This is a genomic window from Aquamicrobium segne, from assembly GCF_042656785.1.
In the GTDB taxonomy this organism is placed as follows: domain Bacteria; phylum Pseudomonadota; class Alphaproteobacteria; order Rhizobiales; family Rhizobiaceae; genus Mesorhizobium; species Mesorhizobium segne.
The window spans coordinates 193,039-216,609 of the sequence record NZ_JBHSLL010000012.1 but is presented as its reverse complement, the minus strand read 5'-3'; the positions used below and the strand labels follow the sequence as shown (position 1 = coordinate 216,609).

The window sequence follows — 23,571 nt, the reverse complement described above, 5'->3', positions numbered from 1 at the left end:
GCCCAATGCCCGCGCCTCATCGAGGACACGGGAGCGCGGCTTGATGGTGCCGCGAACCTATCGAGCCAGCTCGGGGAACTGGCTGGCAATTGCTGCGACGCGGGCGCTCTTGTCGCCGCCGAAGTCGCCTTTCTTCTGGCCTGCGCGACCGTGACCGTTGTTGCCGCCAGCATCCATCGGTGGGGCCTTTCCGAGATAGGCCTTGCCCTTCGTGCCTGCCCATTCCTTGACGAAATCATGCAGCGGCGCGTCAGTGCCGAGTTCCGTTTCGGCCATCGCGACCCGCTCGCCCTTGTCGTTGCTGACGACTTTGGTGCTGCCCCGCAGAACGGCCAGCGCGCCATCCATCAGCTCTGGGGCGACACCAACTTCAAGCAGTGCGTCCTTGAGGCCGCCGTCGATTAGCGAGCGATCGATATAACTATCACGCTCGGAGAGCGCCGCATCCTTGTCGGCAAGGTCTTTTGCGTGCTTCGCCTTCAGCGTCTCGACGGCGCGCGCGTGCTGGTCCTTCAAGGCCTGGATGACTTCATCGGGCTTGCCGCCCTCGCCAGCCTTCAGGCGTGTCCATTCGTCGGGGTCGAAATCCTCTGGCAGCGCCGACACACGGGCCTCAAGATCATCGACCTTGGCCTTGTATTCGTCGCGCTTGCGTTTGTTTTCGTTGTTCGCGGTGATGACGCCGCGCACTTTCGGATGATTGTCGATGTCCTCGATGTTGAGAACAAAGACGGTCTTGTCGCCCACCTTCTGCTCTGCATATAGCGAGCGGGTTTCCTCGGACAGATCATCGATCGTTTCGAGTACAGCTTTGAGGCCCATCGGGCTTTCTCCTTTGTTGCGCCGGCATCGCCGGCATGAAAAACCCGCCTCAGAAGGCGGGGTGGTGAATGCTTATTGCTGCGCTTGATTGTCAGGCGGCGGGTTCGGCACAATTAATGACGCCAGCTCATCCTCGCGCTCGACATCATCCTGATCGATCAGTTCGAGTTCTTCCTCGGGCGTACGGTCGTCGGGAATGACGCCGCCCTTCTGGAGGCGGCCAGCAAGAGACCGCCACGACATGGCCCCAGCCTGCCATGCGCGAACCAAAGCATCAATTTCCTGCCCACTGAGGGTGTGGTCAAAAAAGTCCAAATTGGGAACAACGCTCACCTTGCTCGGGTCGGCCCCGATCCAGACAGCCGTGTTCTTCAGCGCCTTTTCCAGCCCTGCCGCGCTCGTCATGGCGATGCCCTTGAGCGTGGCGTGCTGGCTGTCCAGCCGGACCCGCTTGGCCTCGCCACTTTCCTGCGCCCTGCCCTGATCGGCAAGCATTTGCGCCCCGAACATGACCGCCCGGTCATAGTTCTTCTGGATGACGTCCAGCTGCTTTTCTATGCCCGGGCCGTTGAATTCGAGAAACTTGCCGTCGCCACCTTGGGGCAGAACCCATAGCGTTGATGCACCAATACCTTGAGGCACTTTGCCGTTCTTGATTGCCTCTGCCGGATCGTCATAGCCACTGACCATCGGCGTCGGTTCGGATGTCATGTGCAGTGATGTGGCTAAATCCGCATCCATCCGATAAATCCGAACGGCCAACTTAGCGAGGCCATAGAGCGGCACATCATCCGGTTCCGGCGTCAGATCATTCGAGCCGATGAACACAAGGGGCAGAATGCTCAGGGGATTACGCTTGCGATCCGTGGCCTCAACGACCTCACCAGCAATCCAACCCTTTTCGCCCTTCGTCCAGACACGCGCGCCATAGCGGCCGTTCTCGACAAAGCATTCGCGGTACTTTTCAACCGTGTCCCATTCGTTCGTCTCGCGATTGCGGACATAGCCGCTTTCATCCAGAACCACGAAATCAGCGACGTTGTTGGCGTCCTGATCCCAGTTGATGATGCTCTCGGCAATGTAGCCCGCGAGATAGGGCGTACCGTCCTGCGCAATGCCCGGCAGGACGCCATATCGGCCAGTCAGCATCACCTCCGTGGCAATCCGCCTGTGCAGCGCCTCCAAGGTCAGGCCGTCGCGGGTGGCTTTCTCCCGCAGCGGCTCAAGTTCGCTCGGCAATTCGATCACGGCGGCCTTGTCGAGCATCGTGCCGACCGCGCCGCGAACCGTCAGGGCAACAAGATCGGGAAACTCGGCGCGAAGCTTGTAGGCATCGTAGGCCTTGGCAGCACGTGCAGGGTCCTTCAGTGCCAGCGCCTCAATGCCGGTCTTGGTCGGCAGGTACGTCTCACCCCTTGCCTTGATATCGTCCTCGCCCTCGAACGAGTCCCGCAGCAGGGTCCATGACGGCAGGAAAGCGTCGTACAGGGGATGGTGAACTGTGATGTCGAAAGCCATCAGTAAAATCCCCTGAATTCCGTAGAAGCGGCGGCCGTTTCAACGCCCAGCGCCAGTTCATTCAACGCATCGGCGAAGGCGTCGACCTGATCGTCATGTGTTGCATTCGGGAAGGCGCACACTTCATCAAGGAAGGTGTCGTTCCACGGCCCGCGCACCAGCTTCACATTGCCTGCCTCGGCCTGTGCTGCTGCTGGCTTTGCGCGCACTGCCTTCTCACCCGTTGGCCTGATGGCCGTCACATCGTAGCCGGCCAGCAGCTTGATCTTGGTTGCCGCATCGGCCTTACCAGCGGCGCCGGGGTCTTCCGGCATCCTGATACGAATGGACTGACCATCCTGACTGGCTGTTGCCTTCAGGTTCTTTTCCACGTCACCCGGTGACCAGCGATCCCGCCGAACATCCTCGACATAGAAAACCCCATCGACATGAGCCATACGCAGGCCGACGGTCCAGTCTGGCTGCTTGCCTGGCTTCTGCACGGTTGCTGCGAAATCCCACGCTCTGCATCGCCTCGCCCCAGCCGGGACTGCATCGACAATCTCGAAATCCCCACGCTGGAACATGCCGCCAGAGCGCGGCGTCGGCCTTTGCTGGTACTGGCCCGAATAAGCGTATGACCCCTTGGTCTTCTTCAGCCGCTCGATTTCTGCTGGCGGGAAGCGCTCAGGAAATAGAAGCTCGCCTTCTTCCGTGCGCGGGTCTTCGAAGAACAGCTCACCACCGACATAGGTGCGACAGGCACGCTCTGGGTCAAACTCCATCGGCAGATTGAGATGGATGAACCCGATATCGAGTTCAAGCGCCACCGCTGCCACGTCCTGTTCGTGCAACCGCTGCATGATGATGACGATGGCCGAGGTGGTGACGTCATTCAGGCGGTCAGAGATGCCCTCACGGAAAATGCGCACTGTGGTGGCGCGTTCAGTCTCGCTTTCAGCCGTTTCGGTCGAGTGAGGGTCATCGATCTTGACCCGGTCACCACGGCCACCTGTCATCGAGCTGAACGGGCGCGCCTCGCTAAACCCGCTGCCGGTGTTTTCGAACTTGCCCTTGGCGTTCTGGTCATCACGCAGCTTCAACGGCCACAGGGCCTGAAACTTCTCGCTTTCCACCAGACGCCGCAGCTTGACGTTGTCTCTCAACACGTTCGGCTGGCTGTAGGACGTGGCCAGCACCTGAATATCAGGCCGACCGACCGGCCCCCACTCCCACGCGGTCCAGAAGACCAGCAGGAGCGATTTCATCATGCCGGGCGGCACAGTCATCAGCAGGAACTGGATTTGTCCTTCTGTGACCGCCGTAAGGTGCCGGCACATTGCCAGCAGCGCCCAGCCAAATTTCAATTCCTTCTTTGGCTCCAGAACGTCCCAGAATTCCTCAATGAACCCGGACAGCGTCTGGCACTTCGCCCTGATCTTCTCCGCGTCTCTGGCTACCCGTTCCCGCTCGGCTTCTGCCGCCCTACGTGCTTTCTCCGCTCGTATCAGGCGCATCATCGTCGCGGGGTCCGGCAAGCGCACCAAAGATCGATTCGAGCTGTGCGAGTTCATCACCGGATAGCTTTGTCAGGTCCACTGTCTGGATGGGGCCGCCATTTGGGCCGGCAAGGCGATGCTGCGCAGGCGGATAGCTACCCTGCATCTTGTTGGCCTCTGAAATGGCAGAGACGGCCACACGCGGGTCTTTCTGCTCAGCGGCATCAGTGATACGCTTGAGGGCAAGAAGCCTGTCAGCGGCGCTCCATTCGGCCTTGGCAGCCACTTTTTGCTGTCTCTCTTGGATCAATGCAGCGATGTCAGGTTTTGTCAGGTTCTCGGACCCGACACTTCGTGCAGTTTTCTCGCTGTATCCCGCCCTGATCGCCGCCTGTGTCGCGTTCAGATCGACAAGATATTCAGCGACGAAGCGCCTCTGCTTGTCGGTCAACGACATGTGTGGTTACCTTGCTTGCAGGGGAGACAAATATTTATGCGCAAGTTTTTGTATTTTCTGGTTGCTACGGCAATTCCGACAAGCCTGTGTGCTGAAACAGTTCGCTATTCAGAGCTAGATAGCGAGACAGAACGATATTTAGAGCGCGGCCTACCGTGGCCTGATTTGTCCTGCTTTAAATGGACCCTGGCTGATATGTACTGGAAAGACGGAATTGACGCCGAGAAGATATTGATCACTTACGACGACCCCCGGGAACCTGGAGTTTCTCTTTCGGTCGACGAAACCGGCTACGTTCGGACCTGCGAGAATGGTATCCTTACGGATTGGGATGCTGGCGACCCGACGCCGATCTACGACTTCAACAATAACCAGCCACTACTGGATTGACCTAAGCCGCCTCTTTCTTCCGTTTGGCAGCCTCACGCTGGCGTCGGCGCTCATTGCGCTTTTCCGCCCATGAGAAATCATCAAACCTGTCTGGAAGAACTCTGGCGAACGCTCCATCTGCCATCCATGATGTGGCTGACAGTGTTTCGCTCATGTCTATCTCGACTGTATCTGAAATATGCTTGTTTTCTGCGCCACTGTGCAACAGGTGTGAACGACTGAAATTGCAATGCTGCGCATCACTGCGCGATAGTTGCGTTGAAATCCTCATTAACGCACGATCTTTGCGCCTCCTTCCAGTTTCCCGGTGGATACCATTCTTCTTGCACCAATCCTGAAAATGCTGGCGCTTATTATCGGCCATGCAGCGCACCCAAGCTGATAAAGCAGCGCGCTCCAGCTCACTCTCAACCAGTGCGAACCAGCCCCATGCTTCCTCGGCTTCACTGATCTGGCGAGCAGACGGTTGACGTGCGAGGTTTTCAAAGAACTCTTTACGGTCTTCTTCAAGGCGCTCGGTGCCCCAGCCGTTTTTATCAGCCTGGCTATGCTCATATGGAAGCGAAACGGATCTTGGCTTTTGTGGTCCGTACAGATGACGAACGGAAGCGCCTTCAATTTCAGCGGCTACAATCAGCCGTTCAGCGATTTCACCGATGTTCATTTCGCACCTCGCCGGTCATCTAGCAGATCCATTTGAGCCGCGTTTGGCCCGAACCTCTTATATATCCTTTCGAAAACCATTCCGCCCAAAGCGTGGCGTTGCTTTACGATACCGCGCAATTCCTGTGTGATGAACTGGAGCTCTCCAACCGGTATTGCATCCCACGTTTCCAGCCATTCGCTGGGCTGCTGTTCAATCAACTGCCGACATGCCCTGACCATATCAGACGCCATCCAGAACCCGACTTCATCCAGGCAGGCTTTGTTGTTTGATGTTTCAGCCAATGTTCTCATGACCATGCGTGCGTGGTCCATGCCAAACCGATGGATGATCAAGCGCAGTGTCTCAACTGCCCGTGTTTCACCAATCTCTGGATAACGATGATGACCGACTATCCTGATCTCAAATTCAACGCACAGGGCTTGGACACGCGCATCAATCATCGGCGGCCCCTGAATACACCATCACGTGGCAAAGATCGAAGATACCTGCCCTGTGCTGCCCGCTTTTTCGGATAGGCATCAATGCCGTAATAAACCGTCGAATGATCACGACCGCCCATGCGTTTGCCAATCTGGGCTGGTGACAGCAATGTCCTGCGCATTGCCCAATACATAATAGCCTGCCGGCACAGTGTGACCCGTGGAACATTGCGCGACCGGCCACATATGGCTTCTGGCGTCACTCCGAAGACCCGGCACAGGCGGTTTTCAATATCGGCATAGGTTGTGCTGCGGGCGGGCGTAAACAGCCGTCTTGCAGCATCATCCATCATTTGGGCTGTGCGATCAGCGATGCCTTCTTTTGAGGCAACACTGACAATACGCTCAATCTGGCGCGCAACTTCATCTACAGCCGCTCGTCTGGCAGCCTCCGCCTTCCATCTGGCTATTCCAGCTTCTGTGAAGCGACCATGGGCAGCGATACTCATCTTGCCCTCCTTCTCAGCTTCTGAACCTTCACAGGCCGGTGCTTCACGAAAACCGTTTCGAATGTTTCTTCCTGCTGCTGAGCCTGCTTTTCTGCCCTCTCACGGCTCCATGCTTCAGCATCAAGAAATTCTGGTATAGCCGGGCTAATCTCCATCCCTTCCGATCTGATTTTCGGGTTGAGAATTGCCTTCACGCATTCTTTCGCTGCTTCAACTGCCTCACGCGCCGTATCGCATTCAACCGGGACGCCATTCTTGCGAACGAACTTCCAGCGATCTGAACAAAACAGGCGAAACAGCGGACGATAGCGACCATTGACCTGCATCCACTTGTAGTCCGGGAGAAACTCCATCACATGAACCCCTCAAATGCAGGCGCAGCTTCATCACGCATTGAGACATAGCGCGTGAACTCCGCTTCAAACCGGACCCTGAATTTTTGATTTGGGCTGCCGAACCGCCATTTGAGAACGCCAAGCTCGGCCTGTTCTTCGGTCCATTTTTCACGATGGAACCGGGCATTGATGCGCTCTTCGTCTCTCGCATCATCAGCCGTTGAAATCTGGTTCTGCCAGTATTTCCAAGCCCGGTAGAGGTAGAACACGGCGTCATAATCTTCTCTGCCCTGCTCACCGCCAAAAATGTCAGAATCAATCGGGCGCGGGTTTCGACGTTTGGCGCCACTGGCTGACCGCTGCATGAGATTGAGCCATACCAACCCGTTTTCATCAGCAAAATGCTTAAAAACACCATTGATGTCAGCGGCTATACGGCCTTCATGCGCTCGTGGGTCGCGGGGACAAACCTTCCTGGCATGATCGACAATCACCAGCCCCGGCTTGCCTGTCTTTCGGCAAAGCGGCATTAGCGACCGTTTCACATAGCTGACCAGATGGCCGGCAGTATCGTATGAACCATTGCACTTCTTGATGCGCAGCGGCATTCCCCGCACTGATATGAGAGCATTCAAATACTGCTCCATCTCCTTTTCCATCATGGTTCTGGCGCGAATACGGGTGTTTTCAATGCCGGTTCGTTGGCTGATGATTTGATCGAGGATTTGCTCTTTGGACTGATCAAACGAGAGGATCATGACTGGATGGCCATTGCTCAGTGCATGATCTGCAATCTGGAGCGCCATAGAGGTTTTGCCTTCGCCTGAACCAGACAGCATGCCAAGAAGCATGCCGGCCTCCATATCACCACCGATGATGTCACGAAGTTGAGGAAGCGGCAGCGGGACAGACGGCCTCGTGCGTTGCGATGAGAATGCCTCCATCATGCTATCCACGATGTCGTCAGCACTGTCGCTGTCATCATCTGGCGCTTCGGCAAAGACCTCAGCAATGCTGGCTTCCGCATCGCGACCAATCTGAATGGCTGGCATGTCAGCAGGTGCGTTATAGGCCGTACCGATCATGTTCTCGCCAATGGTGATATAAGCACGGCGAATGGCCATGTCATAAATGGCTCGACCGTAGTCAACGACATTGACGATAGTGACTGCCTCGGCGGCCAGACGTGCCAGATATTCAGGCACCGTCATATCGCCAACCATGGCATCAACCGGAAGGAATGACCTGATCAGAACAGGATTGACCGCCTTGCCCGAGCGGATCATGTCCGAGGTCACTTCAAATATTTTCCGATGCAGCGGCTCATAGAAATGATCAGTTTTGAGGAAGTCAGCTACCCGGTGGAACGCGTCATTGTTGACGAGGATTGCAGCCAGAAGAGCCTGCTCAGCCAAAACATTATTTGGCGCTTCCGGTCGAATATCGCGAGAATAGGCGTTCATGCTGCTGCCCTCGCTTGATCTGCGGCATACCCGCTCCATTGCTCGGCTGCGGCTTGCATCATGCCGGGAAATGATCGGCTGCGAAGACGGGCGCGTTCAGGGCCTGGTGTCATCCGGTGAACACGGTTCCATCTTTTCCATTCATCTGACCCGCGCTCAGGCTCTTCCAGAATACCGGTTGCCACCAGCGGACGGAGCCCGCGCAGATACCAGCCCGTTGCTTTGTATTCTGGATGGCCGAACCAGAACGGCTGCACCATCTGCGGCCTTGGAAGATCAGACGGCATCCGGGCGCGGGCCAGATCGTTCATTTCAGGGTTTTCGATGGCAACACGCTCAATCGGCGCTTTCCAGCATGCAGTGAAAATCGAGACGCCTTCCTCGAACTCAGCCTTCATACTTTCCCATGTGCGCCCGACCGGCAGTTGCTTCGGTGGCGTCCAGTTGCCCGGCCCGCTCATCCAGCGTCGTCCAGATCGACAAAGGCGAGTGCAAGGCGGGTGCATCACTGCAAGCAGGTCCCAGCCGTCGTTCAGGATACCATCGCGCACGTCGCAGATAATGTGGCGGTTGCTGCCGTCCTCAGCCGGGAGAATATCGCAGGACCAGACATCATGGCCAAGATCAGCGAAGGCACGGCGAGCGATGCCTGACGTTTCGCAAGCGATCAGGACGCGCATCATGCCGCCCTCGCCTGCATCATCTTGAACGCTTGTGAGGCCTTGCCAGCTATAGCTATCCCGACGGCCTCGGCAGCGTCAGAGTTCTTGACCGCGATCTTGAGTGTCCGGCACCGTTCTACGGCAGCGCGCTTCCATGCAGCCCGGTCGAAGCCCGGTGAACGCCCCATGCCAAGAAAATGCTTTCTCCATGTTGCTGATGGGATTGTCTCCCATGGGATGCGGTACGCGGCGATAATTGCCACGGCAGCACCGGAAAGGCTGGAAAGCTGGAGCGCGTTCGGATTGACCGTCTGTTCTTCGACCGGACCGGCCAGCGTCTCACGCGTTTTCTTGAACGAAACCACATTGCGCATCGGCTGTTCGATGGCAACGAAATCTGGCCTGCTATTCCTGAACATGGCAACAAGCTGCTGAGAAAGAGACGCGGCCTTTTCCTCGGCGTTGCTGCCCTCAGCCTTTATCAGGCCCGTTTTGATGGTGGAGAGTGATGAGCCGGGTTCATACCAAGCAAAACCGGTCGTGGTAGCAATGTCGAGGCCAAGGATAATCATGACACCCTCCTGATTTTCAGCATGCCGGTCGGGACATTGGTTCCAGCCTCAGCAAAGGAACCGACAGGCAGATCACGCCATTCGCCATCCAGTTCACTATGGTCGTAGTGTGCCGTTGCGGGCAGGATCGACACCAACACGCCGGCAGGCTTCAGGAACTGGAGCGCATGTCGGACGTGCTTGACGTAATGACGCCCATAGAACGGCGGGTTCATCACTACGGTATCGAATTCTGGCTGGGCCGGCTGTTCGAGGAAATTGGCCGTCAGGACATTGTGGCCCTTAGCCCGCGCCTCGGCAGCGCGTCCGGCGTGATACTCAATGCCGAACACCTGATGCCCGCGCGCTCGAATGGCGTCCATGATCCGGCCATCGCCGCACGACGGCTCCAGAATGCGCATCGGATCAGGCGGGTTGTGCCGCCATTCCTTGAGATTGTAGACGCCGGCAAACTCCAGCGCCCGGTCAATAACCGCGTCTGGGGTCCAGTAGAACTGTAGATCCTTCGACACTGCGGTGCTGGCGCGAGGCTTGGCACCTTCTTCCTCGGCATCCGGCAACACATCGCCATAGAACTCGGCCAGCGCCATGTTGATGTCGCGAAGCGTGTCAGGACCAAAATACAGGTGCCCATTGCCGTTACCGTACCGTTTCAGCCAGACATCGCGGCCAATGATGGTTTCGGTTTCGTCGCTCGCTGCGCGCTGGCGTGCCGTGTCGCCTTTCGGAACTTCGCGGGTGACGCGCAGGGCGTCGCCGTCTTCGAGGATCAGCGATAGCTCATGATATTCAATCAGCGGCTTGCCCTGATAGGCAGCCAGCGCATTCAGGACATCGCGCAGGCGGTCGCGGCCATAGCCATGAATACTACCAAGCCCTGATATAATCACGCGCTTCGGCAGGCCCTTGACGCCGATTTTGACCTTTGAATGAGACTTATAAGCCGGGTCGAGATCCGCAAACGTCTCAGCGAGGCCGCGCAAGATATGTGCGCGCGGGTTCTCCAAGTAAGGGCCGAACGTCGCCTTGGCATTGTCGAAGGTCAGTTCCGGCGGATCAGCCAGCGTGCGCTCGAATAGTCGCTTGTCTTTAGCGCTGGCAATGCGGTCGATCTGACAACGATTGTATAGCGCCTTCCAGCCAGATGCGCGCAGGTTTGTTCGCATGTCTCGGGCGCTGACGGTAGCGCGGCCACGCAGCACCGGATTGACATATGTGCCCATGATGGTGCCGGCCATTTCCACAGCTGTGCAGGCGTCGTTATAGGCGGCAATCGCCGCTTCGACGTTTTCTGACTTGCGCTCATACTCAGCTATGATGTCGAGAACAGTGCTTTGTCTGGCGAGGGTATGTGCTGTCATCACACAGCCTCCCGCACCGGCTCACGGCCTTCCCAGAACATACACCGCACATGGACAGTACCCTTCGGCCCCCAAACGTACCAAGCATGATCTTCAGTGCCAGACGTTTCGCCGGGGAACCATTGAATACGATCGACAAGTGCGATCTTGGCCCAGAAACGCGGATTGTCTGCAAACAGGTGCCGGCGGGTCTTCCCGAAATCGAACTTGGCTGTCAGCAGAAGGGCGACAAACCCGTCACATCGCTCCAGTGCTAGGCCAGCAAACTTCACCGCATCCCGATTGCCTTTGCCATAGGGCGGGTTTGTGATGATGGCATCAATCGATGGCTCGCGATGAGGACGATCAATCAGGAAATCAAAAATCGCGTCGTGCTGACGATCATAGGTCGCGATATCTGAGGTTCGAACCGTGGCGCCATGCTCACGCAGAACCTCAGCCATCAGATGATTGCCAGCAGCCGGTTCCCAGACAGTACGGCCATGCATCGGGAAATGACGCAGCAGCGCTTCCGTTGCCCAAGGCTCCGTCTGATAAAGGTCATTTTCTTTGCGAGCGTAATTCGAGGCAACAACTGTCATAGCCCTACTCCGCCGCCACAGCGATAAGTTGCTCAACCTCAGCCGTTATTTCTGCATCAGCAATCGCCAGTGCCGCGCCGACCTGAGCGCGCTCTTCCCGGCTAATTTGCTCATCAACCACAGCAAGTGCTTTTGTCTCAGCACTGATATTGGCTGACAAACGCGTCCGGAGTTCACGCAGATCTGACAGACCTTGCGCTCGCATGGCGTCCTGGAACCCGACTGCGCTGACAGCCTCGTCGGCCAGAGAAACATCAGGGAGTTGAACAGGAAGCTTTCGAAACAAGCTGAACATGGTCACACCTTCAATCTGAGAGAAGGGCACCGCACATTGATGGCGATGCGAGGAAGGTCAGCACGCCGCCAGCGCATGATGATTGCAGCGGCGCGCATTATGCGAGCAACGGTCACGCCGCGTCTGCGAATGGGTCGTCAGCATCGTGGGCTGAGATATGTTCGTCCGTATTGGCTTCTGCCGTTTTCTGCTTGATGCCTTCGAACAGCTTGGCTTGACCCGACTTCCACCCAGCTTCGTACTGGCGACCGGCTTCTGAATTTATGTCGTGGGGATTATTGAGCGTGTCTCCACGAAGACCGGCTTCCTCGCCTTCTGCGAAAGCTCGTTCATCCAGCGGGGCAAAATCAGTGAACAGATCGACCTGTGTGTTGATCGGCAGGCCTGCCCATGCAGCCGCTTGAGCATCGGCGGCACGCCGCTCCTTGAACTTGGCTTCACCTTCCGGCGTTCGCATTTGTTCATAGAGCTTGATCTGGCGCATGCCATGTTCGCCAAGGTCAACCTTGACCTGCTTACCGTGATTGCGAAGCGCAGCATCAGCCGCCTTTTTTACTTCAAGCAACCGGACATATTCGTTCCGATTGATAAAGAAGAGAACCCGATGGTCCTTCTCGGCCATTCCACTGTTATGTCCTGCATCTGCCATGTCTGCCTCCTTAGAACGGGATAAGATCGTCAAGGTCGCGGGACCGCAGATCGATGAACTGCACATCAACCTTCTCAGCGGCACCAACGGTTTCGAGAATGTAGAAGCGGGTGCCGGGGGCGATACGTGCCAGCCGTTCTGCTTCTATACGCGCACTATCGAATGTCTTGTGACGAGCAACAGGTGCGCCCTGCCCCATGCCATAGACCATCCAGAACTTTGCCTGATGTTGCTCAGCCATCACCAGGCCCCCACTGTTGCCTGAATGGCCGGCTGGCCGCTCGGGTTGGTGAATTCATCAGCCCCGAATACAATCGAAGCCACGAAAAGCAGGGATGCGACAGCGGCGATGGCGTAAGTCATGCGCGACCTACCGATCCGCCTGATGAGTGACCACACCAGTTTCCCCGCCTCGCTGGTGAGCCGTTTTAGTGCGTTCCACAGACGCATGAGGTTCCTCGATTTCAAGCCGCTTCGCCTCAATGGCGTCAGCAGCGTTTTCAATCCACGTGCACAAATGCCCGTATGTGTTGCGAAGGCCCCGATACACATCACCATTCGGGAACCTCATGGTCCGCCAGTTCTTCCAGAGCCTTTCGGCCTGCGCTGGCGTAACTCCGGCCTTTTCAGCCGCCCTGTCACGCGCCGCGGTCTGGGTGTCACCCCAGCCGCGATACTCTTGCTTGGTTGCGGCGTTCAGAAGCTCGAACGCCTCTTTTGCTGCTACGCTGTTACTCATGCTGTCACACCGTTTGAGTACGGATTCGTACCGTCTGAGTTCGGACATGCACTGTCTCCACGCCTAGAATGATCGGCGTGGGTGGGGTTGAGCCGTAGTGGCTCGATCTCGAAAGGAAGAAAAGGAATGACAAATGCGCTCTTTTCCGAACCGACAAGAACAGACGAGAGCGAAGCAACTGGAACTGCCGTTCCCGAATTGGGGACGGCGAATGGCTGACAATGACGACGATCCATTTTCATGTCCGCCCCCGCCAGCCGTGAGAAAACTCGGTGGGTTCAACATCGGCAGTGAGGTCGCCACGAGCAGCCTCACGCTTGATGACCTGATGGCGCGATGTGGCAACACCGAATAAATAACCAACAATGCAAGCAGCAACCGGCGAAAACACCACAAACACGTCAAGCCAGCTATTCATGAAGACCGCCTTTCCGTTTCGACAGGAAGGCCCTTCTCTCGACAGCGCTGCAAATAAACCTGTTTGGAAGCCTCAGCCTCATGAATGCCAAGGCGCTTAGCTATTTCAAAGGTATCAAGCCCCATGAGAAACAGTGCATAGGCGGAAGGTTTGCCGTGGGCCTTACGACGCCGAGGTCTTTGATCATCGCCAGCAAATTGGACGAGCGTATTCATGACGCTGCCCTCGCACGCATCGCATCATTGGCGCAGACAGAACATGAGGCTTGTGAATGAACCCATTTGCACGTGTCTGGATACTGGCAGTGTGGATTGATGAAAGTGAGGGCGGGCAAACTGGATACGGCCTCATTACCGTCCTGCAGTTCGCCCGCCATATCAGCATCCGGGGAGGAGTTCGGCTGCTGATTAGAATGGTAAGCTGCACGGAGGCGACGAACATCTGGACGCAGCCAGCCAGTTCCTTCAACCGCATCACGCGCAAATGCGTCTATGTCCTGATTGTTGTTGAGGTCGGTGCTCATGCCACGCGCTCAACTTCTGACGGTCCGAGGATGAAATCATCAAATTCTAAAGCTAGGCCGCGCTCTTTACCGGCCGTAATAATCTGGAGCCAATGCTCCTGCGGGATACGACCACGTTCTTTCCAGCCCTGCACCGTTGACACTGCGCAATCGAGCGCACGAGCCAGCGAAGTAAGGCCGCCGAATTTGTCAATCACATGCTCCGCTGGGGTCACGTCCGCACTCGCTCCAATCAGTAATTACGCAAACATCATACGCATCATGCGTATATTGTCAACGTGGAATGCGTAAACGTGTTCTGCGTAAATGCCCCAATGACAAATAGTGATTGGGTAACAACTGAATTTCGTGCGCTGCGTGAGCGTGCAGAATTGTCTCTCGACGCTCTTGCGCAAGCTATGGGATATGCACGTGCGTCAAGCATACAGCGGTATGAAGACCCAGCAGCGTATAAGCGCGAATACTTCGACCGCACTTTTGTTGCCAAGCTATTGAAAGCGCTTGTTGGAAAGGGCGACCCGCAAATCACTTCTAGTGAAATTTGGGCGCTAGCCGGTCCTGAGTTCAAAACAACAGACCAGACTGAATCTCTGATAGATCACAAGCAAGTGGTTAGAGAACTTGACTCGAAGGCCGGTGCAGGAGGCGGCGGCGTATTTGAATTAATCAATACAACCGATAATGGGGGGAACCAGATTTCGGCAGAGGTGATAAAGGATTACTGGCGGATCCCATCTTCATACCTTCGTGGGGAGCTTCGTCTAGAGGCGTCGTCAGCGGTTATAATCGAAGTTACAGGAGACTCAGGTTACGACCCGCAAAATCCACATGCTCCAGGCTCTATATTCCCCGGCGACCGGGTGATCATTGATATCGGAGATACCAAGCCATCACCACCCGGGCCTTTTTTAATTTACGATGGTACTGGCCTTGTTGTGAAGCTCTGCGAGCACATTCACGATTCAGACCCGCCAGCAATTCGCTTATTGAGCCGCAATCCAATCTACACGCCGTACACAATCGCGCTTGATGACGGGCACGTTATTATTGGCAGAGTTAAGGGGCGGATTTCCGCGATGTAAAACCGTAATATCCATCTTGGGAGGGGATAGAGTATGTCACTGGAGGAAAATCTTCGCCTGCTTTCTGAGCGGGTACGTTCACATTCAAGCTCAATGGCAACCGAAGAGGCAGTAAAAACTGCGGTGGTGCTGCCCTTTCTTCGGGCGCTTGGCTATGACGTATTCAATCCAGCAGAAATTGTGCCCGAATTCACTGCAGATGTCGTTGGAAAGAAGGGAGAAAAGGTCGATTACGCGATTAAGATTGACGATGAGATCCGCATTCTGATCGAGTGCAAACCGATCACCACCAATCTGGATAAAGTGCATCTTGCGCAACTCTTCCGATACTTCTCGGTAACGACGGCAAAATTCGCCATCCTGACAAATGGTCGTACCTTCCATTTTCACACTGATCTTGAAGAGCCGAACAAACTTGATACGCGACCGTTCCTGACTTTCGATCTTTCAGAAATGCAACCGCATCTCTTCACTGAGTTAAAGAAATTCGAAAAGTCTGGATTTGATGTTGGCGGCATTCTCGCGTCAGCAGAGCGGCTAAAATACACCTCGGCGCTCAAAAGCGCGATAAGTAAGCAGATCGAAGACCCTTCTGAAGAATTCGTCAGGATGATCTCTGCCGGCCTCTATGAAGGGCGGTTTACGGCTCAGGTGAAAGAGCAGTTCACGAGCTTGGTCAGATCTGCGTTCAGAGAAGTCATCCGAGATTCTGTGAAAAGTCGAATTTCCTCAGCTCTCGCGGACACCGATCAAGTAGTTGAGGAAATTGAAAACAATGTGGATGAGGATGAAATCGTAACTACGGAAGAAGAGATAGAAGGCTACATGATCGTGAAGGCGATTGTGCGAGACACTATCAAAGCTCAACGCGTCATTATGCGCGATGCTAAATCATACTGCGCTGTCATCATTGATAATAACAATCGAAAGCCTCTCACCCGTCTTCATTTTAACCGAGCGTTAAAATACATAAGTCTGTTCGACGGCGATAAAGAAGAGCGCGTCCAGATTGAAACGCTCGACCATATATATGAATACACGGACAGGCTGCGCGCAACTGCTGCTAAATATGGTGAATAACCATGCCCCGCAAACCCAAGCCTCCCCGTGAACGCGCTGCCCGTGCCCTTTGTACATATTCCGGCAATCCAGAAAATACGATGTTCGAAGGCCGGCCTCAATGGGAAAGCCACCTTTCAGAAGTTGATGTGGTGCTCAAAGCAGCACTGACACCGGAGGAATGGGAGCGGGTGAAAGAGGAAGGCCCATAGATGACTGACGCCCGCGAGCGCTTCATCCAGAAACTGCTAAACACCGCCGACAACATTGGCGACGTGCCAAAATCAGAACTGGCTATCCTGCTGCGCCAAGCTGCTATCTGGTTGCGCAATGCACCACGTGATGAAGAGCTTGAAGATGAGTTCTCACGGTTTATCAGCGACATGAACAATGACGACGATCCAGGCGGTGCAGCATGAAGATCACCATCACGCTATCAACAGCTGAGCGTATTGCATTGCGCAGGTTTGCAGCCATGACAGGCAAGGATCTCGACGATGCCGCTCATCTGGCACTGCGTGAGTATCTGATAAGCTCAAGTGATCTTGAGCCGGAGTATGATCTGGGCGAGGATACTGAGACGGCTGGGAGCGCGTGAAGGCTGAGGGGCCTTAGGTAAGAGAGGGGTGAACGGCATACGCGAAGTAAAGGAAGCGTAGTTGTTGCGAAATATGCAAATGGGAGGAGCACGCACTGCGCGCTTGTATGTGATTGAAGAGATTGGACAGCTGGGGTCGCCGGTGGTTATTTCTCCGTGCGAGAAATGAGGCAAGACGAAAGCGAGATTCGTGTACTTTGCTACCTATCCACATATGGGACGGTGAAGAAGTATTTGTTGCAGTCAGTGAGCGAGCCCCTCGCAATCCGCCCAAGATCATGTGCTTTGAAAGGAACCCTGTCGAGACGACTGATTTCCTTTTGAGCGTAAGGAAAGGGCTACTTTCCGCCGGGGCGAAGCCGACATGGTTCCGTACCAAGAATGGCCGACGGACATTGCGTAGCTATATCGATTTTGCACAAATTGAAGAGATATCTACATCATGTGCCTTGGTATTGGCGGCGGAATACGAGCGGATCAAATCATTCACCGATGGTCCCACGCCGATTGTTAACCTTCACCAATGGAGCACTCCGGTTTTTAATCGCTTGTGGCAGCTTGGCTTTTTCCCACTGGTCGGCGTGACTGAAAGTAGCTTGGCAGAGCAGGTTGAAGAAGACGAACGGTCTATGACCCTCAAATTCTTCTCTGGCTCAAATGCAGAAGAAACTGAACAAGCAGACAAAATGCTGCAGCGCCTGGCTCAGTTTATAGATCCAGAGAATGAACTGCCGATTGAGATAGCAATCCCACTTAATTCCGCACTATCCGAGGCCATGGTTAATGTGCGAGCTCATGCATATCCCGCAAATTTTCGTTTTCACTACCGTCACATAAATCGCTGGTGGTTCACAGGCTCGGCGGACCGCATCAATCGCACCTTAACTGTTGCGATTTACGATCAAGGAGCGACCATACCAGTGACGTATCCGCCACGTGCAACCGCAGACAAGGTTCGTGCGTTCCTTGCAGAGAATTGGCCATTTCAAGAAAGTCACATCTACGCCGCAGATGCAGTGCATATTGAAGCTGCCATGAGATATGGCAACACTCAAACTGGCAGGGCCAATCGTGGGAAAGGACTACCACAAATGCAAGAAGTAATCGACGCGTGCGGAACAGGCCGACTTATGATATTAAGTCGTGGAGGCAGGTATACCTACAGAAATGCAGGGAAATCAGAACGGTCAGCGTTTCAAAGCTCAATTGGCGGGACGCTGATTGAATGGACGGTTAAGATCCCATCAATCGGATGATTCAGATGGAAATTTCAATAGCAAAAGACTTTTCTCCCTATCCAGCTGGCAGGACAGGACAAGACGGCCCGAACAACGGGACCCGTTTCCGTAAAGAACATTTGGTCCCAGCACTTAAGGAAGCTGGCCGGACTGGTGGGATCGTGACAGTCGATTTTGACGGTGTTCGCAGCTTCGGTACTTCATTCCTAGAAGAGGCATTTGGTGGCTTAGTTCGCCTGGAAGGATTCGAAAAACGCGAAGTGCAAGATCTGCTGGAACTGCGAGCTGAAAAGCCAGTTTATCGGACATATAAGCGTCTCGCGCTTAGATACATCAAAGAAGCCTTGCCCGAGGAAAACCACCATGCCGCGTAACTGATCGTGCAGACGATTTGGGCACTTCTACCTGCACTGATTTCCTTCTTTTTAGGATCTGTTTACCAGTCCTATAGAGCGGCACGTTCTGAATATGTCGCACAAATTAACGAACTCATTTCAGAAATTCGCCTGGTCCAGGAAATAGGCTCAGAGTACTGGTCCTCTAATCGATCAAAATCTGACACGATAAATGAAGTAAAGATTAGAGGTTCATGCTTTTTAATATCACAGTATGTGTCTCAAACTGAGGTGTTATTTCGTGACCGGCAAAACGAAATTGAGAAAAAAACTGACGACCTTATCGACCTACTTACTAACGGGAAATTTGAAACTTCTGGAAGAAAGGCGCAATTTGATCGAGCTATCCAGATTAGGATTGTTGCTGCAGAAGTCGTCCTCCTTGCCAGAAGCTCCCGTCTCAACATCGTAACAGTATCTGCGATATTTCATGATATTGCTCGACCACCACGGCACTTGTGGCGTCATCTACACAGCCGCTACCGCCTCTTCTAACCAATATCCATTGTCTCTTACTTATTGCCACCTCACCCCTGCCTGATTGGCCTCTGCTGGAACCAATCCACCCGCCGCCCGTTATAGCACTGCCGGGGTGCGTCCCCCAATGCCCTCAGGCTATCCCGGCCAGCCCGCCGGGGAGGCGGGCTTTTTCGTGGGCGACTATGACGTAGGCGCGTAATCTTCCGTCTTCGGCCTTGGCGGCTTGCCGATATTCGTGCTCTGGGCGTCGGATTCTACCGGCACCAGAAGTATGTGCGCGGGGTTTGGATAATGGTCGAGGGTCGCCCCTGTCGCAGCATCCACACCAACACCGATCAGGCCGCCGATAAGAACGTTGCCCGCAAGGCCGGCGGCACCCTCCCCGCTCATTTTCGTGCCTACATAGAGATGACCTGGCTTGTAGCCCTCCTTCTCCGCATAGGCTGTGAATGCTGTTTTTCGACTGACCTCCACTGTGCATGGCGACCGAGGACAGGAATGCCCCAAGTCAGTCCTGATCGTCGCCTCGGTCGGCTCCGAAGTAACCACGACTTGTTCTGTCGTTCCTCGAACAACAGACGCACAACCGCTTAAAGCCAGCGCACAACTGGCTGCCATTATTGCCAATTTCATTGAATTTCCTCCCTAAGCCCAAAGTGATTGAAGCAAAGGGAAGATCAGATGTCGAGAGCCAATTCCCATCTATGGTTCTGACGATTGGTGAGGGAGGGTTCCGGCAAAAGACACCCCCTACCCCATCGGCTTCCGCCAACAAGGTGGGAGTGCCGCTTTGCAACGTCCTGACGACCGGAGCCGGGATGGGACACGATGCAACGCCGTCCTCTCGGATAGACGGTCCTCACTTTCAGGCAGCACGGTAGGACTTTCGACACCCGCACCTGCGGCTTCACCTGCACGGGAGTTGCACCCGGTCGCCGCTAATGCCGGGCAACTCAAAACAAGCCCGATGCACGATTGAATAATCGACTTACGTGTATCGCGTCAACGGTTATTACGCATCTAGCGTATTTATGCTTGCTATTTACGCATCATGCGTATATCTATCGATCATACCCACCACGAAGAAGCCCCCGGCCGATCTGGTAAGATTGAGAGGTAAGCGACATGAATACGAAAGCGCACGATCAGTTTCTGGTCTTCGACATGGAGGACCGTTTCAACGCCTCGGTTTGCTACGGCGAAGACGAGACGCGCGAGATTGTCCGACAGTTTGATTGTCCTGAAAGCTTGCAGGTTTTGCGCGTCACGATGGGCCATCCGACCCGCGACGTAACCAGCGACTTCATCACCGAAGATGAGCCTGACGCGGCCTTCGGCATTCCAAGCCCTGACAGCCTTCGTTGCTGGCACGAAGGGAGGGTGCTGTGATGGCTACGATGGCGACTGTCCGCGTCAACACCAGCGCGCGCATGGTGCTGTATCGCGATTTCAAGATCGAAGAAGCTTACGATTCCAAGACCGGCGCTGACGTGTGGGAGTGGACCCATGAAAATTACGGCCACGCCGGCGAACCGCACAACGACGTGACTGGCGATTGCCAGACGCTCTTCGAGTGCATCGACGCTGTAGAGGCGTGGCACGAGAACCACAAGCTGATCGCCAGCAATGAAAGGGCGGCGTGATGACGACCTGCCCCGAACTCATCACCTTGGAGCTATCCCGCCTCGTCCGTACCAGCAGCGCATGGGAACGCCGCTTCCATGAATACGAACTGCTGCTGACAGCCGGTCTGTCCTGCGATGAAGCCGCGCAGATCGTGACCGATATGGCACGGGATGAAGAGGCATTACTCGAATTGGAGGCCGCATAGATGAACCACATCGACCTCGACCACGACAAGTTCGAACAGGTTGGCGCACCCATTGGCCGTGTCATGGCAAATATTGAACGTGAATGGGATGGGCAGCCGATCACAGCCAGAGGCGTATATTCAGGAATCAGTCTGGAAGATTACCACCGTAAGACGGATCTGTTCGACGGACCGTCAATCTCCAAGTCTGCCCTGAAATGGCTCCTGCCGGCACATGGCGGTTCGCCCAAGGCATTTTGGGGCCGGTGGGCATGGAACCCGAACCACTTCACGCCTGAGCCAACTGATGCCCTTGATTTCGGCAAGGCGGCGCACTGCCTCTTGCTTGGTGATGAAGTGTTCGAAGATGGCTTCGCTGTCCGTCCGGAAAAGTTCAAGGATTACAAAACCAAAGCAGCGCAAAATTGGCGCGACAGCGTCCGTGAGCAAGGCAAGACGCCTATCACCTCAGATCAGGTCGAGCGTATCAAGCGCATCCATGCCGACGCCAGCACCAATGAGATGGTCAAACTCGGCGTCCTGAATGGCCGCGTGGAGCGCACCATCTGCTGGAAGGATAGCGAAACCGGGATCTGGCTCAAGGTCAGACCCGACGCCATGCCCAATGCAGATGGCGTATTTGCCGATCTTAAAACCGCCAGCAAGTTCGATGAGGACTTCCTCGAACGTCAGATTTTCGACGCTGCCTATTACCTGCAGGCCGCAATGATCCGCATGGTTTGCCGTGAACTTGGCATCCCATTTGAAACATTCGTCCTCGTCTATGTCCTGAATGACGATGTGCCAGATACCGCCCACGTCGAAATGTCGAACTTTGCAATCGACCGAGGCGAACGGGCCATCCGCTGGTGCCTACGCACAATCCGCCAGTGTCTCGATAAAGGTGAATGGCCCGGCGCCCGGCCTTTCGATGGCGGCGAACGCCCAATTCATATGAAAACCTGGTCGGCTGATCGGCTCGACACTTTCCTCGACCAGCAAGAGCGAGAGGCAGCATAGCCATGAAAATTCGTGTCATTGATTTTGAAACCACCGGCCTGCCCGAAGACCAAACCAAGGCCATCTGTGAAATCGGCTGGACCGATGTCACCGACGATTGGAAGGTCGACGGACCTCACGCGATGCTGGTTAATCCGGGGCATCCCATCCCGGCAGTTACCCGCGCCATCCACCACATTTCCGATGCTGATGTTGCCAACGCAATTTCGCCAGATGTTGCATGCGCCAAGTTGATGGATGGGATGGAGCCTGGCGACGTGTTCGCCGCGCACAATGCCAAGTTCGAACAGGCTTTCTTCGGCGGTGGCCAGCATAGCTGGATCTGCACTCTACAATGCGCTCGACACCTGTTCCCGGATGCTCCGGGCCATTCGAACCAAGTTCTGCGCTATCACCTCGGAATTGATGATGAGGACGATTTTGATGTTGCAGCTTCCATGCCGCCGCATCGTGCTGGTCCCGATACGCTGGTCACAGCCTTCATCCTCCGCCGCCTGATCTTCGCGTCAAGTGTGGCTCAACTGGTCGATCTGACAACTGCTCCTGTCGTTCTCCAAACCATCACCTTCGGCAAGCATCGCGGTATGCGCTGGGCTGATCTGCCACGCGACTATCTCAAATGGATCGCCTTCAAGTCCGAACTTGGCCCGGATGAAAAGCACACCGCTCGCCACATTCTCGGAGAAGGCTGACATGAACCAGATCGCAACCCGTCCCGGTCCCGACACCTCGATCAACTCCATCAGTGTCTCAAATGGCATTGGTGGAGCATCTATCGCACCTCAAAATCTTGGCGAGGTTGTCCGGTTTGCTGAGGTGATGTGCAAAGCAGACATTGCATTGCCAAAACATCTTCGCGGCAATGCCGGCGCATGCATGGCTGTCGCCTTGCAAGCTCTTGAGTGGCAAATGAGCCCGTTTGCTGTTGCCTCGAAGTCCTATGCGGTCAATGGCGCCATCGCATACGAGGCGCAATTGATCATGGCTGTGATCAACACCCGATCAGGCATCGAAGGCCGTCTTAAGTTCCGCTTTGAAGGCGAAGGCCCTGAGCGCGTCTGTATCGCCTATGGCAAGATCGACGGCGAAGAACTTGATGTCCGCTCTCCCAAATTCAAAGACATCACGCCGAAGAACTCCCCGCTATGGAAATCGGACCCAGATCAGCAGCAATGCTACTACACGGCTCGCGCTTGGGGCCGTCGGCATACACCAGAGGTCATACTCGGCGTCTATGATCGCGACGAGGTCGAACAGTTCCGTGGATCGGAAACCGCAAGGGACGTAACTCCATCACTCCAAGAACGCTTGAAGCTCGCCAGAATTGAGCAGCACAACGCCGCCCAGCCGCAGGAAGGTTTCGACCCGAACTTTACGACCAGCCAGTCAGTCACGGTCAATGGTGAAACTGACGGCAACCAAACTCAAGAAATCACCCAATCGGCGGCCCCCTCTCCCGCCGATGGCGGCGAGGACGCTATCACGTCCAGCGTTGGCGATCTCGCTGCCACCAATCAGACTGATGAGGATGCGAACAGCACGGAAGAAAACGTCGCCAGCAACCAAACAGTCGCGGCATCAGCCAAGACACCTTCCGATCCTCTCAAGCGCATGCTGTGCGAAGAACTGATCGACAATATGCTTCGTGCTGCATTCAGTGAGCCAGCAATCGAACGGCCTGAAAATCTCGATAAAATACGAGATGCGTTCCTTCTTCCTCAGAACCTTGGCGACCATCCAGACTTCATTCGCCTCTGCCACGAGACAGCACGCCGTATCATTGGCAATGCGTCAGAACGCGAGCGTGCTCATAAGTTCCTGACTGGCAAAATTCCGGTTGGGAAGGACGGTGCGTGATGGCCTATCACCCCATTGGCTACGACAGAAACCCCGTCAGCCACAGTATGATGATGATCGGGATCGGTAGTCCAAGAAGCCATAGCAATCCACCACGCATCATATTGAGAACCTCCAATGTTGTGTCATTGGTGAACGTCATCTGGCGAGTTTCGTTCCGATATAGGGAGGCGC

General features: G+C 55.1%; 38 protein-coding genes. 14 read left to right on the top strand and 24 right to left on the bottom strand.

Annotation, left to right across the window (positions count from 1 at the left end):
• Positions 1–57: 57 nt before the first annotated feature.
• From ACFPLB_RS04265 to ACFPLB_RS04250, 4 genes are all read right to left on the bottom strand, one after another.
• Entirely contained in the window at positions 58–822 is a 765-nt protein-coding gene (locus ACFPLB_RS04265; RefSeq protein WP_378228069.1) for a hypothetical protein, read from the bottom strand.
• Positions 823–894: 72 nt separating this feature from the next.
• A complete protein-coding gene (locus tag ACFPLB_RS04260; RefSeq protein ID WP_378228068.1) occupies positions 895–2,340 on the bottom strand; it encodes a DUF4055 domain-containing protein in 1,446 nt (481 codons plus the stop codon).
• Positions 2,340–3,839, bottom strand: coding sequence for a phage terminase large subunit (gene terL, locus ACFPLB_RS04255; protein WP_378228067.1), 1,500 nt, complete (start codon positions 3,837–3,839; stop codon positions 2,340–2,342). The genes ACFPLB_RS04260 and terL overlap by 1 nt, the downstream gene beginning before the upstream one ends.
• Positions 3,805–4,275, bottom strand: coding sequence for a terminase small subunit (locus ACFPLB_RS04250; RefSeq protein WP_378228066.1), 471 nt, complete (start codon positions 4,273–4,275; stop codon positions 3,805–3,807). The genes terL and ACFPLB_RS04250 overlap by 35 nt, the downstream gene beginning before the upstream one ends.
• A gap of 36 nt (positions 4,276–4,311) precedes the next feature.
• Here ACFPLB_RS04250 and ACFPLB_RS04245 point away from each other — a divergent pair, with 36 nt between their 5' ends.
• Positions 4,312–4,665 carry a hypothetical protein gene (locus tag ACFPLB_RS04245; protein ID WP_378228065.1) on the top strand — a complete coding sequence of 118 codons (354 nt, stop codon included), beginning with the start codon at positions 4,312–4,314 and terminating at the stop codon, positions 4,663–4,665.
• Between the two features lies 1 nt (position 4,666).
• On the opposite strand, the gene ACFPLB_RS04240 is transcribed toward ACFPLB_RS04245, so the two are convergent.
• The 18 genes from ACFPLB_RS04240 to ACFPLB_RS04155 all read right to left on the bottom strand — a co-directional run bounded on the left by ACFPLB_RS04240 (position 4,667) and on the right by ACFPLB_RS04155 (position 14,073).
• On the bottom strand, positions 4,667–5,329 hold the full coding sequence (locus ACFPLB_RS04240) for a hypothetical protein (RefSeq protein ID WP_378228064.1): 663 nt from the start codon (positions 5,327–5,329) through the stop codon (positions 4,667–4,669).
• On the bottom strand, positions 5,326–5,772 hold the full coding sequence (locus tag ACFPLB_RS04235; RefSeq protein WP_378228063.1) for a hypothetical protein: 447 nt from the start codon (positions 5,770–5,772) through the stop codon (positions 5,326–5,328). Before ACFPLB_RS04235 ends, ACFPLB_RS04240 begins: the two co-directional genes overlap by 4 nt.
• Positions 5,769–6,260 (bottom strand): helix-turn-helix domain-containing protein, encoded by a 492-nt coding sequence (locus ACFPLB_RS04230; RefSeq protein ID WP_378228062.1) that lies wholly within the window; start codon positions 6,258–6,260, stop codon positions 5,769–5,771. The genes ACFPLB_RS04235 and ACFPLB_RS04230 overlap by 4 nt, the downstream gene beginning before the upstream one ends.
• Positions 6,257–6,613: a hypothetical protein gene (locus ACFPLB_RS04225; protein ID WP_378228061.1), complete on the bottom strand. Its 357-nt coding sequence runs from the start codon at positions 6,611–6,613 to the stop codon at positions 6,257–6,259. The genes ACFPLB_RS04230 and ACFPLB_RS04225 overlap by 4 nt, the downstream gene beginning before the upstream one ends.
• A complete protein-coding gene (locus ACFPLB_RS04220; protein WP_378228060.1) occupies positions 6,613–8,058 on the bottom strand; it encodes a DnaB-like helicase N-terminal domain-containing protein in 1,446 nt (481 codons plus the stop codon). The genes ACFPLB_RS04225 and ACFPLB_RS04220 overlap by 1 nt, the downstream gene beginning before the upstream one ends.
• Positions 8,055–8,741 carry a hypothetical protein gene (locus ACFPLB_RS04215; protein WP_378228059.1) on the bottom strand — a complete coding sequence of 229 codons (687 nt, stop codon included), beginning with the start codon at positions 8,739–8,741 and terminating at the stop codon, positions 8,055–8,057. Before ACFPLB_RS04215 ends, ACFPLB_RS04220 begins: the two co-directional genes overlap by 4 nt.
• Complete coding sequence (locus ACFPLB_RS04210) at positions 8,738–9,292, bottom strand: hypothetical protein (RefSeq protein WP_378228058.1); 555 nt, start codon at positions 9,290–9,292, stop codon at positions 8,738–8,740. The genes ACFPLB_RS04215 and ACFPLB_RS04210 overlap by 4 nt, the downstream gene beginning before the upstream one ends.
• Positions 9,289–10,653 carry a DUF4942 domain-containing protein gene (locus tag ACFPLB_RS04205; protein WP_378228057.1) on the bottom strand — a complete coding sequence of 455 codons (1,365 nt, stop codon included), beginning with the start codon at positions 10,651–10,653 and terminating at the stop codon, positions 9,289–9,291. The genes ACFPLB_RS04210 and ACFPLB_RS04205 overlap by 4 nt, the downstream gene beginning before the upstream one ends.
• Positions 10,653–11,234 (bottom strand): class I SAM-dependent methyltransferase, encoded by a 582-nt coding sequence (locus ACFPLB_RS04200; RefSeq protein ID WP_378228056.1) that lies wholly within the window; start codon positions 11,232–11,234, stop codon positions 10,653–10,655. Before ACFPLB_RS04200 ends, ACFPLB_RS04205 begins: the two co-directional genes overlap by 1 nt.
• A gap of 4 nt (positions 11,235–11,238) precedes the next feature.
• Positions 11,239–11,529, bottom strand: a complete 291-nt coding sequence (locus ACFPLB_RS04195) for a hypothetical protein (protein WP_378228055.1) — start codon at positions 11,527–11,529, stop codon at positions 11,239–11,241.
• A 112-nt stretch (positions 11,530–11,641) separates the two neighbouring features.
• On the bottom strand, positions 11,642–12,178 hold the full coding sequence (locus ACFPLB_RS04190; protein ID WP_378228054.1) for a hypothetical protein: 537 nt from the start codon (positions 12,176–12,178) through the stop codon (positions 11,642–11,644).
• A gap of 10 nt (positions 12,179–12,188) precedes the next feature.
• Positions 12,189–12,419: a hypothetical protein gene (locus ACFPLB_RS04185; protein ID WP_378228053.1), complete on the bottom strand. Its 231-nt coding sequence runs from the start codon at positions 12,417–12,419 to the stop codon at positions 12,189–12,191.
• Entirely contained in the window at positions 12,419–12,541 is a 123-nt protein-coding gene (locus ACFPLB_RS04180) for a hypothetical protein (RefSeq protein ID WP_378228052.1), read from the bottom strand. The genes ACFPLB_RS04185 and ACFPLB_RS04180 overlap by 1 nt, the downstream gene beginning before the upstream one ends.
• 7 nt (positions 12,542–12,548) lie before the next feature.
• Positions 12,549–12,917: a hypothetical protein gene (locus ACFPLB_RS04175; protein WP_378228050.1), complete on the bottom strand. Its 369-nt coding sequence runs from the start codon at positions 12,915–12,917 to the stop codon at positions 12,549–12,551.
• 238 nt (positions 12,918–13,155) lie between these two features.
• Entirely contained in the window at positions 13,156–13,335 is a 180-nt protein-coding gene (locus tag ACFPLB_RS04170) for a hypothetical protein (protein ID WP_378228048.1), read from the bottom strand.
• Entirely contained in the window at positions 13,332–13,550 is a 219-nt protein-coding gene (locus ACFPLB_RS04165) for a hypothetical protein (RefSeq protein ID WP_378228046.1), read from the bottom strand. The genes ACFPLB_RS04170 and ACFPLB_RS04165 overlap by 4 nt, the downstream gene beginning before the upstream one ends.
• Positions 13,547–13,858, bottom strand: coding sequence for a hypothetical protein (locus ACFPLB_RS04160; protein WP_378228044.1), 312 nt, complete (start codon positions 13,856–13,858; stop codon positions 13,547–13,549). The genes ACFPLB_RS04165 and ACFPLB_RS04160 overlap by 4 nt, the downstream gene beginning before the upstream one ends.
• Entirely contained in the window at positions 13,855–14,073 is a 219-nt protein-coding gene (locus ACFPLB_RS04155; RefSeq protein ID WP_378228042.1) for a carph-isopro domain-containing protein, read from the bottom strand. The genes ACFPLB_RS04160 and ACFPLB_RS04155 overlap by 4 nt, the downstream gene beginning before the upstream one ends.
• Positions 14,074–14,172: 99 nt before the next feature.
• Between ACFPLB_RS04155 and ACFPLB_RS04150 the strand changes: the two genes are divergently transcribed.
• The 7 genes from ACFPLB_RS04150 to ACFPLB_RS04120 all read left to right on the top strand — a co-directional run bounded on the left by ACFPLB_RS04150 (position 14,173) and on the right by ACFPLB_RS04120 (position 18,209).
• A complete protein-coding gene (locus ACFPLB_RS04150; RefSeq protein WP_378228041.1) occupies positions 14,173–14,940 on the top strand; it encodes a hypothetical protein in 768 nt (255 codons plus the stop codon).
• Between the two features lie 33 nt (positions 14,941–14,973).
• Complete coding sequence (locus ACFPLB_RS04145) at positions 14,974–16,020, top strand: type I restriction endonuclease (RefSeq protein ID WP_378228040.1); 1,047 nt, start codon at positions 14,974–14,976, stop codon at positions 16,018–16,020.
• A gap of 2 nt (positions 16,021–16,022) precedes the next feature.
• Positions 16,023–16,211 (top strand): hypothetical protein, encoded by a 189-nt coding sequence (locus tag ACFPLB_RS04140; RefSeq protein WP_378228039.1) that lies wholly within the window; start codon positions 16,023–16,025, stop codon positions 16,209–16,211.
• The gene (locus ACFPLB_RS04135) at positions 16,212–16,418 is read left to right on the top strand and encodes a hypothetical protein (protein ID WP_378228037.1); all 207 of its coding nucleotides are present in this window, start codon (positions 16,212–16,214) and stop codon (positions 16,416–16,418) included.
• A complete protein-coding gene (locus ACFPLB_RS04130) occupies positions 16,415–16,597 on the top strand; it encodes a hypothetical protein (RefSeq protein WP_378228035.1) in 183 nt (60 codons plus the stop codon). Before ACFPLB_RS04135 ends, ACFPLB_RS04130 begins: the two co-directional genes overlap by 4 nt.
• 395 nt (positions 16,598–16,992) lie before the next feature.
• Positions 16,993–17,853 carry a hypothetical protein gene (locus ACFPLB_RS04125; RefSeq protein WP_378228034.1) on the top strand — a complete coding sequence of 287 codons (861 nt, stop codon included), beginning with the start codon at positions 16,993–16,995 and terminating at the stop codon, positions 17,851–17,853.
• Positions 17,854–17,858: 5 nt separating this feature from the next.
• Positions 17,859–18,209: an STAS-like domain-containing protein gene (locus tag ACFPLB_RS04120; protein WP_378228033.1), complete on the top strand. Its 351-nt coding sequence runs from the start codon at positions 17,859–17,861 to the stop codon at positions 18,207–18,209.
• Between the two features lie 681 nt (positions 18,210–18,890).
• Here the strand turns inward: ACFPLB_RS04120 and ACFPLB_RS04115 are convergent.
• Positions 18,891–19,100 carry a hypothetical protein gene (locus ACFPLB_RS04115; protein WP_378228031.1) on the bottom strand — a complete coding sequence of 70 codons (210 nt, stop codon included), beginning with the start codon at positions 19,098–19,100 and terminating at the stop codon, positions 18,891–18,893.
• A 735-nt stretch (positions 19,101–19,835) separates the two neighbouring features.
• Between ACFPLB_RS04115 and ACFPLB_RS04110 the strand changes: the two genes are divergently transcribed.
• The 6 genes from ACFPLB_RS04110 to ACFPLB_RS04085 are packed head-to-tail and all read left to right on the top strand — an operon-like array spanning position 19,836 to position 23,397.
• Complete coding sequence (locus ACFPLB_RS04110) at positions 19,836–20,099, top strand: hypothetical protein (RefSeq protein ID WP_378228030.1); 264 nt, start codon at positions 19,836–19,838, stop codon at positions 20,097–20,099.
• A complete protein-coding gene (locus tag ACFPLB_RS04105; RefSeq protein WP_378228028.1) occupies positions 20,099–20,353 on the top strand; it encodes a hypothetical protein in 255 nt (84 codons plus the stop codon). Before ACFPLB_RS04110 ends, ACFPLB_RS04105 begins: the two co-directional genes overlap by 1 nt.
• On the top strand, positions 20,353–20,541 hold the full coding sequence (locus tag ACFPLB_RS04100) for a hypothetical protein (RefSeq protein ID WP_378228026.1): 189 nt from the start codon (positions 20,353–20,355) through the stop codon (positions 20,539–20,541). Before ACFPLB_RS04105 ends, ACFPLB_RS04100 begins: the two co-directional genes overlap by 1 nt.
• Positions 20,542–21,540 (top strand): PD-(D/E)XK nuclease-like domain-containing protein, encoded by a 999-nt coding sequence (locus tag ACFPLB_RS04095; RefSeq protein ID WP_378228025.1) that lies wholly within the window; start codon positions 20,542–20,544, stop codon positions 21,538–21,540.
• Positions 21,541–21,542: 2 nt separating this feature from the next.
• Positions 21,543–22,232, top strand: a complete 690-nt coding sequence (locus tag ACFPLB_RS04090) for an exonuclease domain-containing protein (protein ID WP_378228023.1) — start codon at positions 21,543–21,545, stop codon at positions 22,230–22,232.
• 1 nt (position 22,233) lies between these two features.
• Positions 22,234–23,397: a recombinase family protein gene (locus ACFPLB_RS04085; RefSeq protein ID WP_378228022.1), complete on the top strand. Its 1,164-nt coding sequence runs from the start codon at positions 22,234–22,236 to the stop codon at positions 23,395–23,397.
• Between the two features lie 19 nt (positions 23,398–23,416).
• Here ACFPLB_RS04085 and ACFPLB_RS04080 read toward each other — a convergent pair whose 3' ends face one another.
• Positions 23,417–23,539, bottom strand: a complete 123-nt coding sequence (locus ACFPLB_RS04080; protein WP_378228021.1) for a hypothetical protein — start codon at positions 23,537–23,539, stop codon at positions 23,417–23,419.
• Positions 23,540–23,571 lie beyond the last annotated feature (32 nt).

What these genes read in the sequence shown, in the direction of transcription:
- ACFPLB_RS04265 (WP_378228069.1), bottom strand. Translation starts at nt 822, where the DNA reads ATGGGCCTCAAAGCTGTACTCGAAACGATCGATGATCTGTCCGAGGAA.
- ACFPLB_RS04260 (WP_378228068.1), bottom strand. Translation starts at nt 2,340, where the DNA reads ATGGCTTTCGACATCACAGTTCACCATCCCCTGTACGACGCTTTCCTG.
- terL (WP_378228067.1), bottom strand. Translation starts at nt 3,839, where the DNA reads ATGATGCGCCTGATACGAGCGGAGAAAGCACGTAGGGCGGCAGAAGCC.
- ACFPLB_RS04250 (WP_378228066.1), bottom strand. Translation starts at nt 4,275, where the DNA reads ATGTCGTTGACCGACAAGCAGAGGCGCTTCGTCGCTGAATATCTTGTC.
- ACFPLB_RS04245 (WP_378228065.1), top strand. Translation starts at nt 4,312, where the DNA reads ATGCGCAAGTTTTTGTATTTTCTGGTTGCTACGGCAATTCCGACAAGC.
- ACFPLB_RS04240 (WP_378228064.1), bottom strand. Translation starts at nt 5,329, where the DNA reads ATGAACATCGGTGAAATCGCTGAACGGCTGATTGTAGCCGCTGAAATT.
- ACFPLB_RS04235 (WP_378228063.1), bottom strand. Translation starts at nt 5,772, where the DNA reads ATGATTGATGCGCGTGTCCAAGCCCTGTGCGTTGAATTTGAGATCAGG.
- ACFPLB_RS04230 (WP_378228062.1), bottom strand. Translation starts at nt 6,260, where the DNA reads ATGAGTATCGCTGCCCATGGTCGCTTCACAGAAGCTGGAATAGCCAGA.
- ACFPLB_RS04225 (WP_378228061.1), bottom strand. Translation starts at nt 6,613, where the DNA reads ATGGAGTTTCTCCCGGACTACAAGTGGATGCAGGTCAATGGTCGCTAT.
- ACFPLB_RS04220 (WP_378228060.1), bottom strand. Translation starts at nt 8,058, where the DNA reads ATGAACGCCTATTCTCGCGATATTCGACCGGAAGCGCCAAATAATGTT.
- ACFPLB_RS04215 (WP_378228059.1), bottom strand. Translation starts at nt 8,741, where the DNA reads ATGATGCGCGTCCTGATCGCTTGCGAAACGTCAGGCATCGCTCGCCGT.
- ACFPLB_RS04210 (WP_378228058.1), bottom strand. Translation starts at nt 9,292, where the DNA reads ATGATTATCCTTGGCCTCGACATTGCTACCACGACCGGTTTTGCTTGG.
- ACFPLB_RS04205 (WP_378228057.1), bottom strand. Translation starts at nt 10,653, where the DNA reads ATGACAGCACATACCCTCGCCAGACAAAGCACTGTTCTCGACATCATA.
- ACFPLB_RS04200 (WP_378228056.1), bottom strand. Translation starts at nt 11,234, where the DNA reads ATGACAGTTGTTGCCTCGAATTACGCTCGCAAAGAAAATGACCTTTAT.
- ACFPLB_RS04195 (WP_378228055.1), bottom strand. Translation starts at nt 11,529, where the DNA reads ATGTTCAGCTTGTTTCGAAAGCTTCCTGTTCAACTCCCTGATGTTTCT.
- ACFPLB_RS04190 (WP_378228054.1), bottom strand. Translation starts at nt 12,178, where the DNA reads ATGGCAGATGCAGGACATAACAGTGGAATGGCCGAGAAGGACCATCGG.
- ACFPLB_RS04185 (WP_378228053.1), bottom strand. Translation starts at nt 12,419, where the DNA reads ATGGCTGAGCAACATCAGGCAAAGTTCTGGATGGTCTATGGCATGGGG.
- ACFPLB_RS04180 (WP_378228052.1), bottom strand. Translation starts at nt 12,541, where the DNA reads ATGACTTACGCCATCGCCGCTGTCGCATCCCTGCTTTTCGTGGCTTCG.
- ACFPLB_RS04175 (WP_378228050.1), bottom strand. Translation starts at nt 12,917, where the DNA reads ATGAGTAACAGCGTAGCAGCAAAAGAGGCGTTCGAGCTTCTGAACGCC.
- ACFPLB_RS04170 (WP_378228048.1), bottom strand. Translation starts at nt 13,335, where the DNA reads ATGAATAGCTGGCTTGACGTGTTTGTGGTGTTTTCGCCGGTTGCTGCT.
- ACFPLB_RS04165 (WP_378228046.1), bottom strand. Translation starts at nt 13,550, where the DNA reads ATGAATACGCTCGTCCAATTTGCTGGCGATGATCAAAGACCTCGGCGT.
- ACFPLB_RS04160 (WP_378228044.1), bottom strand. Translation starts at nt 13,858, where the DNA reads ATGAGCACCGACCTCAACAACAATCAGGACATAGACGCATTTGCGCGT.
- ACFPLB_RS04150 (WP_378228041.1), top strand. Translation starts at nt 14,173, where the DNA reads ATGACAAATAGTGATTGGGTAACAACTGAATTTCGTGCGCTGCGTGAG.
- ACFPLB_RS04145 (WP_378228040.1), top strand. Translation starts at nt 14,974, where the DNA reads ATGTCACTGGAGGAAAATCTTCGCCTGCTTTCTGAGCGGGTACGTTCA.
- ACFPLB_RS04140 (WP_378228039.1), top strand. Translation starts at nt 16,023, where the DNA reads ATGCCCCGCAAACCCAAGCCTCCCCGTGAACGCGCTGCCCGTGCCCTT.
- ACFPLB_RS04135 (WP_378228037.1), top strand. Translation starts at nt 16,212, where the DNA reads ATGACTGACGCCCGCGAGCGCTTCATCCAGAAACTGCTAAACACCGCC.
- ACFPLB_RS04130 (WP_378228035.1), top strand. Translation starts at nt 16,415, where the DNA reads ATGAAGATCACCATCACGCTATCAACAGCTGAGCGTATTGCATTGCGC.
- ACFPLB_RS04120 (WP_378228033.1), top strand. Translation starts at nt 17,859, where the DNA reads ATGGAAATTTCAATAGCAAAAGACTTTTCTCCCTATCCAGCTGGCAGG.
- ACFPLB_RS04115 (WP_378228031.1), bottom strand. Translation starts at nt 19,100, where the DNA reads ATGAGCGGGGAGGGTGCCGCCGGCCTTGCGGGCAACGTTCTTATCGGC.
- ACFPLB_RS04110 (WP_378228030.1), top strand. Translation starts at nt 19,836, where the DNA reads ATGAATACGAAAGCGCACGATCAGTTTCTGGTCTTCGACATGGAGGAC.
- ACFPLB_RS04105 (WP_378228028.1), top strand. Translation starts at nt 20,099, where the DNA reads ATGGCTACGATGGCGACTGTCCGCGTCAACACCAGCGCGCGCATGGTG.
- ACFPLB_RS04100 (WP_378228026.1), top strand. Translation starts at nt 20,353, where the DNA reads ATGACGACCTGCCCCGAACTCATCACCTTGGAGCTATCCCGCCTCGTC.
- ACFPLB_RS04095 (WP_378228025.1), top strand. Translation starts at nt 20,542, where the DNA reads ATGAACCACATCGACCTCGACCACGACAAGTTCGAACAGGTTGGCGCA.
- ACFPLB_RS04090 (WP_378228023.1), top strand. Translation starts at nt 21,543, where the DNA reads ATGAAAATTCGTGTCATTGATTTTGAAACCACCGGCCTGCCCGAAGAC.
- ACFPLB_RS04085 (WP_378228022.1), top strand. Translation starts at nt 22,234, where the DNA reads ATGAACCAGATCGCAACCCGTCCCGGTCCCGACACCTCGATCAACTCC.
- ACFPLB_RS04080 (WP_378228021.1), bottom strand. Translation starts at nt 23,539, where the DNA reads ATGACGTTCACCAATGACACAACATTGGAGGTTCTCAATATGATGCGT.